General features: G+C 68.2%; 14 protein-coding genes. 5 read left to right on the top strand and 9 right to left on the bottom strand.

The window, feature by feature from the left end; all coding sequences use genetic code 11:
- Positions 1 to 9 precede the first annotated feature (9 nt).
- Positions 10 to 753, bottom strand: coding sequence for a trypsin-like serine protease (locus ACZ6YV_RS31105; RefSeq protein WP_465512996.1), 744 nt, complete (start codon positions 751 to 753; stop codon positions 10 to 12).
- Positions 754 to 912: 159 nt separating this feature from the next.
- The gene (locus ACZ6YV_RS31100; RefSeq protein ID WP_465512995.1) at positions 913 to 1,758 is read right to left on the bottom strand and encodes a S1 family peptidase; all 846 of its coding nucleotides are present in this window, start codon (positions 1,756 to 1,758) and stop codon (positions 913 to 915) included.
- Between the two features lie 251 nt (positions 1,759 to 2,009).
- Between ACZ6YV_RS31100 and ACZ6YV_RS31095 the strand changes: the two genes are divergently transcribed.
- From ACZ6YV_RS31095 to ACZ6YV_RS31085, 3 genes are all read left to right on the top strand, one after another.
- Positions 2,010 to 2,798 (top strand): S1 family peptidase, encoded by a 789-nt coding sequence (locus ACZ6YV_RS31095; protein ID WP_465512994.1) that lies wholly within the window; start codon positions 2,010 to 2,012, stop codon positions 2,796 to 2,798.
- Positions 2,799 to 2,903: 105 nt separating this feature from the next.
- Positions 2,904 to 4,058, top strand: a complete 1,155-nt coding sequence (locus tag ACZ6YV_RS31090) for a sensor histidine kinase (protein ID WP_465512993.1) — start codon at positions 2,904 to 2,906, stop codon at positions 4,056 to 4,058.
- The gene (locus ACZ6YV_RS31085; protein ID WP_465512992.1) at positions 4,055 to 4,717 is read left to right on the top strand and encodes a response regulator transcription factor; all 663 of its coding nucleotides are present in this window, start codon (positions 4,055 to 4,057) and stop codon (positions 4,715 to 4,717) included. The genes ACZ6YV_RS31090 and ACZ6YV_RS31085 overlap by 4 nt, the downstream gene beginning before the upstream one ends.
- 228 nt (positions 4,718 to 4,945) lie before the next feature.
- Here ACZ6YV_RS31085 and ACZ6YV_RS31080 read toward each other — a convergent pair whose 3' ends face one another.
- Together ACZ6YV_RS31080 and ACZ6YV_RS31075 are read right to left on the bottom strand one after the other, a co-directional pair.
- Positions 4,946 to 5,641 (bottom strand): hypothetical protein, encoded by a 696-nt coding sequence (locus ACZ6YV_RS31080; protein WP_465512991.1) that lies wholly within the window; start codon positions 5,639 to 5,641, stop codon positions 4,946 to 4,948.
- Positions 5,642 to 5,741: 100 nt separating this feature from the next.
- Positions 5,742 to 6,602 (bottom strand): helix-turn-helix domain-containing protein, encoded by an 861-nt coding sequence (locus ACZ6YV_RS31075; protein ID WP_465512990.1) that lies wholly within the window; start codon positions 6,600 to 6,602, stop codon positions 5,742 to 5,744.
- An 84-nt stretch (positions 6,603 to 6,686) separates the two neighbouring features.
- Here ACZ6YV_RS31075 and ACZ6YV_RS31070 point away from each other — a divergent pair, with 84 nt between their 5' ends.
- Positions 6,687 to 7,598, top strand: a complete 912-nt coding sequence (locus ACZ6YV_RS31070; RefSeq protein ID WP_465512989.1) for a phytanoyl-CoA dioxygenase family protein — start codon at positions 6,687 to 6,689, stop codon at positions 7,596 to 7,598.
- Position 7,599: 1 nt separating this feature from the next.
- Here the strand turns inward: ACZ6YV_RS31070 and ACZ6YV_RS31065 are convergent, their stop codons facing one another.
- From ACZ6YV_RS31065 to ACZ6YV_RS31045, 5 genes are read right to left on the bottom strand one after another with little or no spacing between them, the layout of a single operon-like run.
- Positions 7,600 to 9,375, bottom strand: coding sequence for a bifunctional metallophosphatase/5'-nucleotidase (locus ACZ6YV_RS31065; RefSeq protein WP_465512988.1), 1,776 nt, complete (start codon positions 9,373 to 9,375; stop codon positions 7,600 to 7,602).
- An 11-nt stretch (positions 9,376 to 9,386) separates the two neighbouring features.
- Positions 9,387 to 10,721 (bottom strand): ABC transporter substrate-binding protein, encoded by a 1,335-nt coding sequence (locus ACZ6YV_RS31060; protein ID WP_465512987.1) that lies wholly within the window; start codon positions 10,719 to 10,721, stop codon positions 9,387 to 9,389.
- A gap of 17 nt (positions 10,722 to 10,738) precedes the next feature.
- On the bottom strand, positions 10,739 to 11,575 hold the full coding sequence (locus ACZ6YV_RS31055) for a carbohydrate ABC transporter permease (protein WP_465512986.1): 837 nt from the start codon (positions 11,573 to 11,575) through the stop codon (positions 10,739 to 10,741).
- A gap of 12 nt (positions 11,576 to 11,587) precedes the next feature.
- Entirely contained in the window at positions 11,588 to 12,538 is a 951-nt protein-coding gene (locus ACZ6YV_RS31050) for a carbohydrate ABC transporter permease (RefSeq protein ID WP_465512985.1), read from the bottom strand.
- A gap of 22 nt (positions 12,539 to 12,560) precedes the next feature.
- Positions 12,561 to 13,868 (bottom strand): glycoside hydrolase family 36 protein, encoded by a 1,308-nt coding sequence (locus tag ACZ6YV_RS31045; protein WP_465512984.1) that lies wholly within the window; start codon positions 13,866 to 13,868, stop codon positions 12,561 to 12,563.
- Positions 13,869 to 13,996: 128 nt separating this feature from the next.
- Here ACZ6YV_RS31045 and ACZ6YV_RS31040 point away from each other — a divergent pair, with 128 nt between their 5' ends.
- Positions 13,997 to 15,679 (top strand): beta-N-acetylhexosaminidase, encoded by a 1,683-nt coding sequence (locus tag ACZ6YV_RS31040; RefSeq protein WP_465512983.1) that lies wholly within the window; start codon positions 13,997 to 13,999, stop codon positions 15,677 to 15,679.
- Positions 15,680 to 15,710: the final 31 nt, after the last annotated feature.

The raw sequence follows: 15,710 nt of genomic DNA, 5'->3' as shown, positions 1-15,710 counted from the left end.
CGGTGGGCATCAGACACCCGCGATCTGTCTGATCCAGTCGCGGTACCGGGTCAAGTCGGTGTAGGCCGGGGCGGGGTGGCAGGAACCCGACAGCCCGATCAGGTACCGGCCGCCGCCCGGCCCGGAAACGAACAGGGGCCGGGCGAAATCGTTCTCGGTCGCGCAGCCCTCGTCCCGGTCGAGACAGATGATGGCCATTCCTCCGCACTTTTCCGTGGTCACCTGTGTGCTGGACGCGGACCGCACATCGGTCTCGCACAGCACTTCGTTGCCCTCGCAGGACATCGACCAGCCGTAGGTCCGTACTTGTGCCCCCTCTCGCGGGCTCTCGGCGCCCAGCGGTGCGTAGGGGCCCGGTACGTCGTGATCGAGCCGCACCAGCGCCAGGTCCGCGTCCGGATGCGCTCGCACGCTGTCGACGGAGACGATCGCGGGCTGGGACCTGTCTCGGCTCTGGCTGTCGAGATCGACCTCGATCTCGGAGGGGTGCCGGGCGCACCGGGCGGTGGTGATCATCCAGCGCGGGGCGATGATCGTCGCGTTGCACAGGTCGTCGCCGTCGGTGAGCAGCCGGGCGTCCCAGGGGCCCGACATCGAGAAATCGGCGGCAAGGGTGGGGGAGGTGGTCCCCGGTTCGCCGTTGCCCTGGTGCCTGCCCGCCACGCCCACCGCGACTGCCGCGGCGACGGTCACCACCGTCACCACGACACCGTGCAGGATCGCCTTTTTCGCGACTTTGGGAATCGCCCGCACCTCCCGACCCACTGGCCGATTGAGTAGGTCACTCACCATCACGGACCCGGGACGACCGGGGCCACCTACTTTCGTCGACCTTCGGGTACGGGAAATTCCCATTTGCCGTTTGGAAAGCGTGAGTGGGGCGGCAGGCGGCCGCCCCACTCACGGTCGGGATCAGGGAGCGTCGGTGCCGCCATCGAGTTGCTTCTCGATGTCGTCGAGGTAGGTCGAGACGCGGCTGTAGACGCCGTACTTGCCAGGCTGGGCGCAGCCTTCGCCCCACGAGACGACGCCGATCAGCTTGCCGCCGGAACCGACCAGGGGGCCGCCGGAGTCGCCCTGACAGGTGTCCTTGCCGCCTTCCTCGACACCGGCGCACACGTGGGCTTCCGCCACGTAGCCGTCCGGGTACGCGGTCTTGCAGCCGTCGTCGGAAACGACCGGGACCGTGACCTTCTTCAGGTTGTCCGACTGCTCTCCGTTTTCGGAGGTCAGACCCCAGCCCAAGGCCACGGCCTCGGCGCCCGGCTTGTAGCCCTCGTCGGACTTGTCGGCCAGCTCCATCGGCTTGGCGTCGGTGTCGCCGTCCAGGGTCAGCACCGAGACGTCGGCCGTGGTCTTGTCGGCGTCGTACTTCTCGTGCACCCAGATGGCCTTGACCTTGAAGACCTTGCCCTCCTCGGTGGACAGCTTGGTGCGGCCGATCGCGACCTGGACCTGCTCCGGCTTGTCCTTGATGTCCACGGTGCAGTGCGCCGCGGTGACGATCTTGTTCTTCGCGGCCAGGGTGCCGCCGCAGAACTGCCCGCGGGTGTCGCGCAGGCGCTGCCCGTCCGCACTCAGCAGCGCTACCGCGAAGGGGTTCTCCTGGGTGGTGGTGTCCTCGCCGCCGACCACGAACGGCTTGACCGGAGGCGGCGGCGGGGCGGCGATGGCGCTGGTCGCGGTGGCGGCGATCGAAGCCGCCGCCACCGCGACCGTACCCACCAGCAACGCCATGCGGCGCGAACCGTTCGTCATGTCGATCTCCTTCTCGTTGTCGCCCTCGAGCAGGGGACTCGGGGGCTGTATCGAGAAGTAGTCCCGTCTCCACGGCCGCTACCAGCGCCTTTCGGCGGGGCAGGGTCATCCGGACGGATGATGGAGGCGATCCGTGGCGTGATGTCATCCCTATGATTGACCGGCGACCTACCTGAGTAGGTGTCACTCGGTGGTTCAAGATCCCTACCTTCCGTGATGTCTCGTCCAAGGGGACCCGGAAGGAACGCACTATGAAGGCACGTTTCATGGCCGCCGGCCTGGCCGCGGCCGCAGCTTGCGGAATCGCCGTGATCACCGCCGTACCGGCGAGCGCCGACCCGATCACGCCGAAGATCATCGGCGGGCAGCCGGCGGACCAGGTCTACTCGTTCATGGTTTCGCTGCAGTCCAGCGGCAGTCATTTCTGCGGCGGATCACTGATCAGCGAGGAGTGGGTGCTCACCGCCGCGCACTGTGTGGTGGACGGCCAGCCCGAGCAGGTGAAACTGCGGATCGGCACGAAGACCTGGGCGCAAGGCGGCGAGGAGGCCCAGGCCGCGGAGATCAAGGTCCACCCGGATTACGACGGTCAGAAGCCCGGCGCGGACATCGCCCTGGTCAAGCTGGCGGCGAAGGCCACCTCCAAGCCGGTCAAGCTCGCCGACAAGGCCGATCCTGGCACCGAGTCGCGGATCATCGGCTGGGGCCAGACCTGCCCGACCCGGGGTTGCGGCGAGGTCCCCGACGAGCTGCAGCAACTGGACACCAAGGTGCTCGAGGCCGACAAGTGCAGCGACATCGACGGCAAGGTCGAGCTGTGCACGGACAACCCGAACCAGAACTCGGGCGCCTGTTACGGCGACTCCGGCGGACCGCAGATCGTCAAGAGCGGCGAGGAATGGCAGCTCATCGGTGACACCAGCCGCAGCGGCAACGGTGACGCCACCTGCGCGACCGGGCCGTCCATCTACACCTCGGTGGTGGCCTACAAGGACTGGGTGACGCAGACTACCGGCGGCGGTGGTACCGACCTCCGCTGACACGTTCGGGTCCATCGACCGTGCCCGGAACGTCCACTGTGGACGTTCCGGGCATCGGTGTTCCGCGTGGACCGTCGTTCCACCGCGAGGGTAGAAGGTAGGGCCATGGGTGCGATGCCGTTCTCGGCGGCCGGATTCGATCGGCTGCGCCGGTTCCGGCCGTTGGCCGAATTGCTCGCCGTGTTCACCCTGATCGTGTTGGGCGTGATCGACTCGCAGGTGGACTTCGGCCCGGACGGCCACCTGAAACCGGTCGCGGTGGCGGTCTGGCTGGCCGGCCCGCTGTCGCTGTTGCTGCGCCGCCGCGCGCCGTACGCGGTGCTGATCGTCGCGCTCATGTTCCCCAAGGCGGCCGAGCTGATCGATCCCGCGCTGCAGAGCGGGAACCTGACCAAGACGCTGACCGCGTTCGTCGTCGTGGGGTCGGCGGGTTACTACGCCCGCTCGCCGTTCCTGGCGCTGGTGCTCACCCTGCTGATGACCTGGATTCCCCTGCTCATCGAGCAGAACGACCTGCGGCCACCGGTAGGCGACTTCGTGTATCACGGCTCTTTGATGGTGCTGGCCTGGCTGGTGGGGCACAGCATGAAAATGGGGGCGCTGCGGGCGCAGTTGTCACAGCAGCGCGCGGCGGCGGCGATGGCCGAGGAAAGGGTGCGGATCGCCCGAGAACTCCACGACGTCGTGGCGCACAGCATCAGTGTGATGACCCTGCACGCCGGCGGTGCCCGTCGGCTGTTGCACTCCGACCAGCGGGCCGAGTACGACGCTCTCGAGGTCGTCGAGCAGACCGGCAGGCAGGCGCAGGAGGAGATGCAACGGGTGCTCCAGCTGCTGCGCACGCCACTGGAGGAACCGCCGGTCGACGTGCCACGCCTCGCGGACGCGGAGGAGCTGCTGCGGCCCGCCCGCGCCGCCGGGCTGACCGCGAAGCTGCGCGTACTCGGTGAACCGCGTGACCTGGAGCCCGGCGTGGACCTGTCGACCTACCGGATCCTGCAGGAGGCGTTGACCAACGTGCTCAAACACGCCAAGGCGAGCCGGGTCGACGCGACGATCCGCTACGAGCCACGCGCGGTGCACCTGGAGATCAGCGACGACGGGTCGGCGGTGAGCGGCAAGCCGTCCGGTGACGGGCACGGCCTGATCGGCATGCGTGAGCGGGCCGCGCTCTACGGCGGCACCCTCGAAGTCGGCCCCTTGCCCGAACGCGGTTTCCGGGTCGTCGTGTCCATTCCGACGGCGGGTGCGGCGCGATGACCATCCGGATCCTGCTCGCCGACGACCAGTACCTCGTTCGTGCCGGTTTCCGGCTGATCTTCGGCGGTGAACCCGATCTGGAGGTGGTCGGCGAGGCCACTACCGGTGTCGAGGCTGTCGAATGCGCGAAGCGGACCCGGCCCGATGTCACGCTGATGGACATCCGGATGCCGGAGCTGGACGGCATCGAGGCCACCCGGCAGCTCTGCGCGTCGCGACCGGAGCTCACCAGCGTGATCGTGTTGACCACCTTCGACGTGGACGCGTACGTGTACGAGGCGCTGCGAGCCGGGGCGAGCGGGTTCCTGCTGAAGAAAGCGCCGCCGGAGGAACTGGTGCACGCCGTGCGGGTGGTGGCCGGAGGCCGGGCCTTGCTGGACCCGACGGTGACCCGGCGAGTGATCGACCAGTTCGCCAAAACACCCGGTGCACCACCGAAACCGCCCGCCGAACTGGCCACCCTGACCGACCGCGAGCGCGAGGTGCTGGTGCTGCTCACCGACGGGCTCTCCAACGCGGAGCTCGCGGCGCGGCTGTTCCTGTCCGAGGCGACCGTCAAGACGCACATGTCCCGGATGCTGGCCAAACTCGGGCTGCGGGATCGGGTGCAGGCCACGATTTACGCCTACGAACACGCACTCGGCCGTCCGCGGCGGTAGCCGGATCAGGAGAAGAACCGGGAACAGGTCAAAGAACCGGACTTCATCAAGGCAGGCGTCACGCACTGGGTGAATCCGCTCCTTGGCGAGTGCATCGGCTGGGGTGGTCGTGAGTGGCAAGTGTCGTTCTAACGCGACTTACCACTCACGACCACCCGCACCGCCATGGGTCTTCGTTCCTTGCCGTCGCCGCGCACCTGTCCACTATGGACAGATGTGTCGACCGGGTCAGTACTTCATCACGCAGTAAACCACCTGCGGATGGTTGAACGAGTACCACTTGTTCCATTTGTACCTGCGGGTGCAGGCGGAGTCGTCCGTGGCTCCGGCGACGATGTCGACGACGGAGACGGTTCCCGGTTCCCGGCAGCTCGGCGCGCCGGTGATCCAGCCTCGTGCCGGGATCACGTAGCAGCGTTCCCGTACCAGGTGGACCTCCAGGCACAGCCGGTATCCGTCCTCCACCAGGGAAGCGGACTCCGTGTCGACGCAACTTCCCCGGTACCTGACGGAGTTCACCTGATACGTCCCCCGGCTGCCGTCGCAGTTCCCGATCGCCACGAACCGCCCGCTGCTGTCGACCACGACGCAGTCCCCGACGCTGGCCGGTGGTAGCGGTGGTTCCGTCGTTGACGGAGTCGTCGGAGTCGTTGGCGTCGTCTCGGGTGAGGTCGTCTCCTCCTCCGAAGTCTCCCGGACAGGTGATGGCGACCGGCTGATCACAGGAGGCTCGGCAGGCCTTGCGGTCGAGCTGGGGGCGGGGCGGTCTTTGTCCAGCCAGGCGACGAGCTCCTTCCCGTTCGCTATCCCCAGCCAGGCGAGAATGGTGAGGGTCGCGGTGATCAGGGCGAGGATCTCCGCCGTCCGTTTCGTGTTGTTGTCCGAAGGCGGCCGAGAACCGTCGCCGGCGGGTGTGTCTGACATGTCCCCCTCCCCAGGGTCCAAAAGTCGGGCACTGAGCAGGGAACTTTACCTTCCGCGCACATCCGTGTACACAGAGATGGCAGGTAGCTGCCGTCGAACCTCAGTCCCAACCGGGAACCTCGCCGTTGTGCCGGTAACTGCTCGGCGGCAGGCCGAACTCACGGCGGAACGCGCGGCTGAAGTGGAACTGGTCGACGTAGCCGACAGTGACGGCGACCGCGGCGACGGACATTCCCGTGCCGGTCAGCAGCCGGGCCGCGCGGTGCAGGCGGTGGGTGCGCACCTCCTGCATGGGGCTGTGGCCGGTGGCCCTCGCGTAAAGGTGACTGAAGCGCGACGGTGACAGCCCGGCGACGGCGGCGAGCAAGTTCAGGGTGTGCGGGGCCTCCGGTGTCTCGGCGATGAGCTGCCGCACGCGGGCGATGCGCGGGTCAGGGCCCGGCGGTGCGGCGGGAGTACCGGCGAGGTCGGCCAGGCGCACGATCTCTTCGAGCGCGCATAGGGCGAGGGCCTGCTGTTCGGGGCGGGTGGCGAAGGCCGGGAGGTGAACCGGCGACGGCGGGATGTGATCGCCGGTGAGCCGGGCGTAACGGCGGAGCCGGTCGAAGGCGGCGTCGATGGCCTCCGCGGCGCCACTCGCCGCCGGTGTCAGATGACGGCTCGTCCCGAGCCAGTTTCCTCGTGGTGCCCGGAAGTGTGCCCACAGCAGCGACCATTCCCCGGCGTCGGGCGCGACTCCGTAGGTGTGCCGCACGCCGGGTTCGATCAGCACGAGCTGCCCCGCGCCGGTGGTCAGGGCCGTGTCCCCGTGGTGCACGACGCCGCGCCCTCGCGTCGTCCACATGAGCAGCCAGCTCGGCGAGCCGGTCGGCCGGATCGCCTCGACGCGCTTGGTGAAGGTGCTCTCGCCGACGACGAGCAACCCGGCCGGAGGCGAGGGCGTCGCAGCAGGATCTGTCATCTCCCCGGGAGGTTCAGCCATGTCCGCGATGCCCCGCCTTTCCTACAGTCGAATCCGTTGAGACCCCCACGACGGAGGCAGAACATGAAACAGTTGATCGACTCCAGCGACATCGTCGACGACGTCGCGGCGCTCCGGGAGCGCATGTCCGAGGACGGCTACCTCTACTTCCCCGGCCTGCTGCCCAGCGACTACGTCACCGGTGTCCGCGCCGACATCGCGGCCGTGCTCCACGACAGCAGGTGGCTGGCCTCCGGTACCGAGCCGCACGAGCTGCGCGCGTCCGACAGGGCGGTCGAGGAGGGCAAGTCCACCTTCTTCGGCATGTACTCCGCCGTGCAGGCGACGCAGTCCTTCCACGGGCTCAGCGAACGGGAGGAGCTGCGCGGCCTGGCTCAGCGGCTGCTCGGCGAGGAGGTCTTCTGTCACCCGATGCACATCGCCCGCATCACGGCGCCGACGCCGCGGGCCACCCCCACGCCCGCTCACCAGGACTATCGCCTTATCCAGGGCGCCGTCGACACCCTGACCATGTGGATCCCCCTCGCCGACTGTCCCGCCGACGCCGGCGGGCTCGAGGTCCTCGCCGGGTCGCACAAGCTCGGCGTGCTCGGGGTGTCCCGGGCGGAGGGGCCCGGCGGGGTGACCGCGCAGGTGGCGGGCAGCGGCGTGGACGACTGGCGCAGCACCCACTTCGGCCAGGGGGACGTGCTCATGTTCAGCAGCCTCACCGTGCACGGGGCCCGCCCCAACCTCAGCGACAGGCTGCGGTTGTCGGCGGACATCCGGTGGCAGGCGAGGTCGGAACCGGCCGCCTTCATCGACGGCTACGAGCCGTTCCGGCCGCACTTCCACCCCGACGTGCCCGACTGGCCCACCCTGAGCCGGGGTTGGACCTCGACGACCAGCATCGAGATCCCGGAGGGGCTGACCTATGTCCGCAAGTTCGACTCGATGAGCGAACACGTGCCGACCCCTCCGTCCCGGTTCAGGTGAGTCAGCGAGGCCGGACCCGGTCGAGCTTCGGCGGCCGGACCGGCGACCTCGCCTCCAGGTACTTCGAGAGCGCGTCCGCACCGGAGTAGATGCTCCGGTCCTGGTTCCTGGCATCGAAAAGCGCCGTGAACCCGGGTGTGGCGTTGCGGGCGAAGAAGTTGTTGGCCAGCGTCGCGATCCGGTACTCGCGGTCGGCCTTCACCGGCTTCCCGTTGATCCGGATCTTCTTGATGTCGACGTGTTGCCCGAGCGGGGCGCCGGGGTCGTAGGGGTAGGAAACATTGCCGGAAACGGCCATGTGCCGATACGTCACGACACCGTCGGCCCCTCGCTGCCATTGGCTCTCGATCAGCTCGTCGAGTTTCTCGCCGGTCACCGTCCCGCGCACGACGGCCGGGCCGATGCCGTTCTCGTAGACCGTGCCGAAGACCAGTTCGGAGAACAGCACGCGTCCCGGCGCGTCCGCGGGATCGGCCGGATTGGGGGCGAAAGATATGTCGCGCAGCAAGATTCCCGGCATCGCGACCGCGAGATCGGCCTGTCCGTCCTTGTTGGCCGCCCAGAGGAACGCATCGGCGGTGACGTTGCCGAGCGTGGACTCCTCGTCGGTGCCGGAGGTGCGAGTGAGATCTCCGGTGACCGTGGCGACCTGCTGGTCACCCCGCGCGGGGAGCCGGTCCTTCCAGTACTTCGCCATCCGCTGCACCTCGGGATCCGGTGCGACATCACGGGTGTTGGCGTGGCTGACCGACTTCGTCCGGTCTCGGCGGACATCGCCGGTCGCCGGATCCAGCTCCAGGTTGATCTCGTTGATCAGCCTGCCGTGGTTCGCCGCGTCCACCACCGGACGGGGATCACCGGCCGGGTCGGGCAGCATGCAGTTCACCAGCGCGTGCCAGTGTCCGCCGACGATGGCGTCCACCGCCGGGCTGATCTGCTTGTTCATGTCGGCGAGCGGGCCGAACGGTGCGGTGCAGTCGTTGTACCCCGCCCCGTCCGCTTGCGAGAACCCTTCGTGTACCACGGCGACGATGGCCTGGACGCCCCGCCCGCGCAGCTCCTCGGCGTAGCGGTTGATCGTCTCCGCCTCGGGCAGGAACTTCAGTTCGCTCGGCCAGTAGGAGAGCTGCTCTTCCGGCGTGTGGGTGGTCGTGGCGTGGATGAATCCCACCGGGAGCGTGCCGCCGCGACCGTCGTCGACCTGCCGAACGTGGTACGGCTTGACCAGCGGCCTGCCGGTGGCTTCGTTGACCACGTTCGCGGAGTAGTAGTCGAAGTCCGCGCCCTGGAAGCGTTTCCCGGTCGAGTCGGTGAAGCAGAGGTCGCGGTCGGGGCGGCCCCGGCAGGTGCCCTCCATCATGTGCTTGAGATAGGCCGGTTTCCGGTCGATCTCGTGGTTGCCCACGGTGGAGAACTCGACACCGATCATGTTCATGTACTCGATCGTCGGCTCGTTCCAGAACCACGCGGTCTCCGACGGCCAGCCGGAGAAGTCGTCGCCCGCGGAGAACAGTACGGAGTTCTCCGGTGCGCGCAGCCGGTCGAGATGCGAGGCGAGATACGCCCCGCCACCGACGGTTTTCGCGGGCTCACCGGCACGCGAGCCGGGCACGGTCGTGGTGTACTCGCCGAAGTAGCCGTGCAGGTCGGTGATCGACAGCAGCTGCACGGGCACCCCGGGCGCTGGCGCGGCCGTCGCGGCCGGCGCCAGTGAGACGGTCAGCAAAGCGGCGGTGGCGATCGCCGCCGCGCGCCATCTCTTGGGTGATGCGGACATGGCAGGCCTCCTTACTTCTCGGGACGGAGCAGGGCGTTGCCCTGTTTGACAGCCTCCCCGGCGGCGTCGGGGACGGTGACCGATCCGAGGTACATGTCGTTGAAGATCTGGTTGATTTTGGGTTCCGCCGCGGCGAAGCCGGACACGATCGGGAAGTTCACCGTCTTGCCGCGCGCCTCGTCCAGGAACGGCTGGGTGTCGATGCCCTTGGCCTTCCAGTGCTCGACGTAGCGCGGGGCGAGGTCGTTGATCGCAGGGAAGACATAGCCACCCTCGGCCATGATCGACTGCGCCTGCGGGGTGGCCAGGAACGACACGAGCTGCTTGGCCTGCTCGGGATGCTCGCTGCGGGAGTAGACCGCCTCGCCGAGGCCGTTGATGATCACGACGCGGCCCGCCTTGCCCGCGGGAAGCGACGCGGTGCCGATCGGGAAGGCCGAGCCGGGGGCGACGAAGGGCAGCAGCGCGTTGTTGGCCGGGAAGACCGCGACCTCGCCACGCTGGAACATCTCGGTCGCCCGGCCGGCGGGTGGGTTGGTCTGCTCGGCGGGCGGGGACACGTGCCACTTCTTGATCAGGTCGACGCCCCACTGCAACGCCTCGACCGAAGCGGGCTCGTTGAAGTTGAACGTGCCGTAGGGCTTGGTGATCGTCGTGCCGCCGTTGCTCGGGATCCAGTTCAGCCACTGGGTGCCCGAGTGGTTCCAGGAGGCGAAGCCCCACCGCTTGACCTTGCCCGGATCGAAGCCGGCTTCATCGGGGTGCTTGCCGTTCACGTCGACGGTGAGCTTCCGCATCAGTGGCAGGAACGTCCCGGATCCGTCGGGGGCCCAGGTCAGCGGCTCGGTGGGCATCTCGACGCCGGCCTCGGCGAAGACCTGCTTGTTGTAGAGCATCCCCGGTACGCCCCAGTCCTTGGGGACGGCGTACATCTTTTCCTTGTAGGTAAAGGAATCCACGACGTTGGGGTGGTACTTGTCCTTGGCGAGGCCGGACTGCTCCACGGCGGCGGAGACGTCCATCAACGCGCCCTGCGTCGCCAGTTCGGGGAAGTTCGCGGGTGTCATCCAGAACACGTCGGGGGCGGTGCCGGAGACCATCTCGGTGACGAGCTTGGTCCAGTATTGGTCGTAGGGCTGAAGCTCGATCTTGACGTCGATGTCGGGATGCTTCTCCTTGAACGCCGCGAAGACCTTCTCGTAGCCCTTCTGCTGCTGCTCGTCCCAGATCCGGTAGGTCAGTGTCGTCTTGCCGTCACTGCTGCCGCCGCAGGCGGCGACCAGCCCGACCAATGCGCCGACTGTCAGCGCGCTGAGCGTCTTCCGCCGGAAAATCGAGAGCTTCATGGGGACACTCCTTTGTGTCACTTGAGTCCGGTCAGTGCGACCGACCGGACGATGTAGCGCTGGAAGAAGACGAAGACGAGCAGCATCGGCAGCAGCGTGAGCAGGCTGCCCGCCATCATCCGGGTGTAGTCGATGCCGATCTCCGAGCGCAGGGCGGCGATCGCGACGGTGACCACGCGGGTGTCCTCGCTGCTGGTGATGATCAGCGGCCACAGGAAGTTGTTCCAGGACGAGATCACCGTGACGATCGCCAGCGTGGCCAGGATCGGCCTGCTCAGCGGCAGGATGATCCGCCACAGGATGGTCAGATGCCCCGCGCCGTCCATCCGCGCGGCCTCCTCGATCTCGCGCGGGATGCTGCGGAAGAACTGGCGCATCAGGAAAATCCCGTACGGCGTGCCGAAGACGTACGGTGCGACGAGCCCGTACCAGCTGTTCACCAGGTCCAGCTCACGCATGATCAGGAACAGCGGGATCAGGGTCACCACGTTGGGCACCATCAGGGTGGCCAGGTACAGCCAGAACAGCGCGTTGCGGCCCCGGAAATCCAAGCGCGCGAACGCGTACGCCGCCAGCGTGGTGAAGATCAGCTGCCCGACGGTCAGAACGGTGACGAAGATGAAGGTGTTGAGGATGGACTGCGCGAAGTCCGAGCTCAGTAGCGCGCCGAGGTTCTCCAGCGTCGGCGAGGACGGCGGCGCCCACGGTGCCGCCTCGAAGAGCTCACCGCGCGGTTTCAACGCGGTCGAGACGATCAGCCAGTACGGGAAGACCGACATGGCCGCCCCGATGATCAGCGTCGCGTAGAGGGCGACGCGGCGGGAAGGCCGCCGTCGCCGGGTGGTCGTGGTCACGGTCGGCCCCTCTCAGGTCAGGTCGTAGGTCGTGGTGCGGTTGAAGTACCGGACCTGCGCCATGGTGACGGCGAGGATGATCAGGAACAGCACCACCGCGATGGCGGAGGCGTAGCCGAAATCGAACTGCCGGAACGCGGTCTGGTAGATCGTGTAGTTGATGACCTCGGTGCTGTTGCCGGGACCGCCGTTGGTCATCACGAAAACGGTGTCGAAGACCTGGAACGAGCCGATCACGTTGGTGACGAGGACGAAGAACAGCGTCGGGCGCAACAGCGGCAGCGTGATCGAGAAGAACTGCCGGACCGGCGACGCCCCGTCCAGCGCGGCCGCCTGGTAGAAGTCCTTCGGGATGGCCTGCAACCCGGCGAGGAAGAACAGCATGTTGTAGCCCGCGAACTGCCACACCTGCGTCGCCGCCACCGAGGGCAGCGCGAGGCTCGCCGAGGACAGCCAGCTCGGCCCGTCGATCCCGAAGATCGACAGGAAGGAGTTGACCGCGCCTCCTGCCGGGTCGAAGATCCAGCCCCACACCAGGCCCATCACCACCGGCGTCGCCATCCAGGGCAGGACGAACAGCGCGCGAAAGATCTTCACGCCGCGCACTCGCTGGTTGAGCAGCAGCGCGAGCAACAGGGCCAGCACCGTCTGCACCGGGATGGTCAGGACCACGTAGGCGATGGTCACCAGCAGCGAGTGGCCGATCCCGCCGTCGGCGAAGAGCCGCTCGTAGTTGGCCAGCCCGACGAACTCCGGCGTGGCCAGCAGCTTCCAGTCGAACAGGCTCAGCCCGGCGACGATCAGTACCGGCAGCAACAGGAACGCGACGACGCCGAACAGGCTCGGGGCCACGAAGGCATATGCCGTCAGGGTTTCCCGCACCCGCCGACGACGTCCCGGTGGCGACGCCTGCCGGGTCGAGACCGGTGGCGGCGGGGTCGGCACCGTGAGGACCTGAGCCATGGCGGACTCCCTTCCGGAGAGATCAGGCAGGACTGGTCGAGGGCGTGAGCAGCTCGCGGGTGCGCGTGGCTCCCCATTCGTCGAGGTCGGCGAGGCGATCGCTCGAACACCGCCACCCACCGCTGGAGGCCACGTGATCCGCCCAGCCGGCGCGGTCTTCCACGCGCGGGGACACCAGCAGGCAGTCGGGATCGTTGACCCACAACCGGCCGTGCATGAACTCCCGCGCGGCCCCGGCCAGCCGCGCGCCGAGCTGCGAGGGCTGACTGACGTCCCCGGACTCGGGTTCGACGGCGACCGCGGTGTCCGGGCTGACCCGCATGGCGTCGACGAGTCCCACACTGGGCAGCATCGGTGCGCCGCAACCGAGAACGGTCGACTCCGGCCCGACAGCCTCGCGGATGATCCGCATCCCCGCCACGTAGGCGTCGTGGCCCGACACGTCGGCGTGCCGCGAGCCGGGGTGCGCTCCGGCGTAGATGTAGTCGATCTTGAAGAACGAAAACCCTGTCGCCACAAGGGATCTGAACACGCCGCCGAGATGCTCCGCCGCGTCCGGATGCGTCACGTCGAGCACCGCGATGTCCCGGTCCCACTCGCGCATCGCGGGCGTGCCCCGCACCAGCCAGTCCGGATGTTCGGTCGCCACCCGGCTGTCGGCGGCGACGAAGAACGGCGTCAGCCAGATACCCGCGCGCCGCCCGGTGTCGGCGACGCGTTTCGTCACTCCTTCAAGGGATCCGAAGCCCGGCCGGATGTCGAGCCAGTCCCCGATCGCGCTCTGGTAGCCGTCGTCGAGCTGGATGATCTCCAGCGGCAGCTCCAGCCGTTCGGCGTGCACCAGGGTGTCGGCGATGTCCTGCTCGGTGACCTTGTTCCAGTGCCCGTACCAGCTGCTCCACCCCGGACCGAGCGGACGGACCGCCGTCACGCCACCGACGGCCGCCAACTCCTCGGCCCAGGCGACGAGCGCGCTCGGGAGGTCGGCGTGCTCGGTCTCCCGGACCGCGCCCAGGCTGGAGACGACGAGCCGGTCCCCGAGCGCCTGTACGCGGATGGAGGGGACTTCGGCGGAGTGATCCACCGCGGACCACGACCGCACCGGGCCGCCGTCTCCCGGGTCGATCACGACAAGTCCCTCGCCCTGGAAGCCGGACTCGGGCATCGGCCGGTCGAAGCGGAAGCAGCTCGCCGCGATCTGCGCCGAGGACGGCCGGGGCGAGGTCGCGTCACCCGGGTAGGTGCCGGTGGGACTCCAGGACTGCCAGCCCTGCTCGAAGACGCGGGCTCGGGCCGGCACACAGGCGACCTCGGCGATCGGAAGGTACATCGTCGTCCCTTCGTGGTGGCTTTCGTTTGTTTATGCGCATACAGTGCCTGAAATGCGCATTATGTGCCTACTCTAGATGGCGAATGAACAGAAAGAAACATGTTTACGCATCCAAGGAGGCAGCGACCATGAGCCACGACGACGCGCGAGAGCGGGCGGCGCACCTTGTTCCCCGACCGGATTCGGTGCTGCTCGGCGCGGGGGTGCTCCAGCTTCCGGCCGAACTCCCGGTGCGCCTGGACGTGCCGGTGGAGGAACGGGCGGCGGTTCTGCGGGCGATCGCGCTGCTGCCCATGCGCAGCACGGTCGTCACCGAATCCGCGGGTCTGCAGGTGCTGCTCCGCGCGGGCGCGACTCCTCCCGAGGGTTACGTGCTCGACGTGACCGAGGCCGGAGTGACCGTCACCGCGGCGGACCGTTCCGGTGTCGTGTACGCCGTGCAAACCCTGCGACAGCTCCTTTCCGACGCCGCGTACCGACAGGCCGCGCCGTCGGACATCGTGTGGATCGCGCCGGTCGTCCGCGTCGAGGACAGCCCACGATTCCGTTGGCGCGGAATGCTCCTCGACGTCGCCCGGCACTTCCTGCCCAAGCGGGAAGTGTTGCGCCACCTCGACCTGATGAGCGCGCACAAGCTGAACACCCTGCACCTGCACCTCAGCGACGACCAGGGCTGGCGGGTGGAGAGTCTTCGTTTCCCGCGCCTGCACGAAGTCGGCAGCTGGCGGGCGACCAGCCAGGTCAGCCACTACTCCGACGAGGTCGTCCACGACGGCACACCGCACGGCGGCTACTACACTCGCGACGACCTCGCGGAGATCGTCGCCTACGCGGCGGACCGCGCGATCACGGTCGTCCCGGAGATCGGCGTTCCCGGCCACACCGGCGCCTTGCTGGCCGCCTACCCGGAGTTCGGGTCCCCGGCCGTGCCGGATCGCGCGGTGCACCCGAACTGGGGTGTGCACGACGCGCTCCTGGCTCCGTCGGAGCGGTCCCTGGAGTTCCTGCGTCTCCTGTTCGACGAGCTGCTCCCGCTGTTCCCTTCCCCTTACGTGCACGTCGGTGGCGACGAGTCCGTCCTGCGGGCGTGGGACGACGATTCGGTGGTGCGTGCGTTCGCCGGCGAGCGGAAGCTTTCCGGGAGCGCCGAGATCTTCGCCGCCCTGATGGCCGAAGTGCGGCGGATGCTGGCCGAGCACGGCAAGACACCGGTCACGTGGGACGACAGCTTCGCCGCGCAAGGAACCGCCGCCGACGCGGAATCGACCACCACGCTGGTCATGGCGTGGCGTGGCGCGGAGGTCGCCCGCCGGGCGGTGGCGGCCGGTCACGACGTCGTGCTCTCGCCGGTCATGCCGACCTACTTCGACTATTTTCAGCAGGCTCACCCCGACGAGCCACTCGCGATCGGCGGCCCGGTCACCCTCGGCGACGTCATCTCGTGGGAGCCGATCCCGCCGGACTGGTCCGAGGTCGAAAGTGCTCGTGTGCAAGGGATCCAGTGCCAGATGTGGACCGAGTTCGTCGAGGACCCACGCCTGGTCGACTACCTCCTGTACCCGCGAACGTGTGCCTTCGCGGAGATCGCTTGGGGCTCCGGCACCCAGGATCTCCACCGGCGGCTGCCCCGCCACCTCGACCGGCTGGCGGCGGCCGGAGTCGAGTTCCGCCCGCTGACCGGCCCGGCGCCGTGGCAGCGCGGCGGCACCGGGCGGCGAGCCCATCGCGCCGGGGTCCCGATGGCCGAGCGTCTCGCGAACTACGCCGACGCGGCCGCGACCGGAACCGTGGCGGACACCCCTGACGCGTAAGGAATCCCGCACGCGGTGACGGTGCACAGAC

It is taken from the genome of Amycolatopsis sp. NPDC102522, assembly GCF_055584485.1.
Note: the sequence above shows the minus strand (reverse complement) of the source record. Positions and strands in the feature narration are given on the sequence as shown.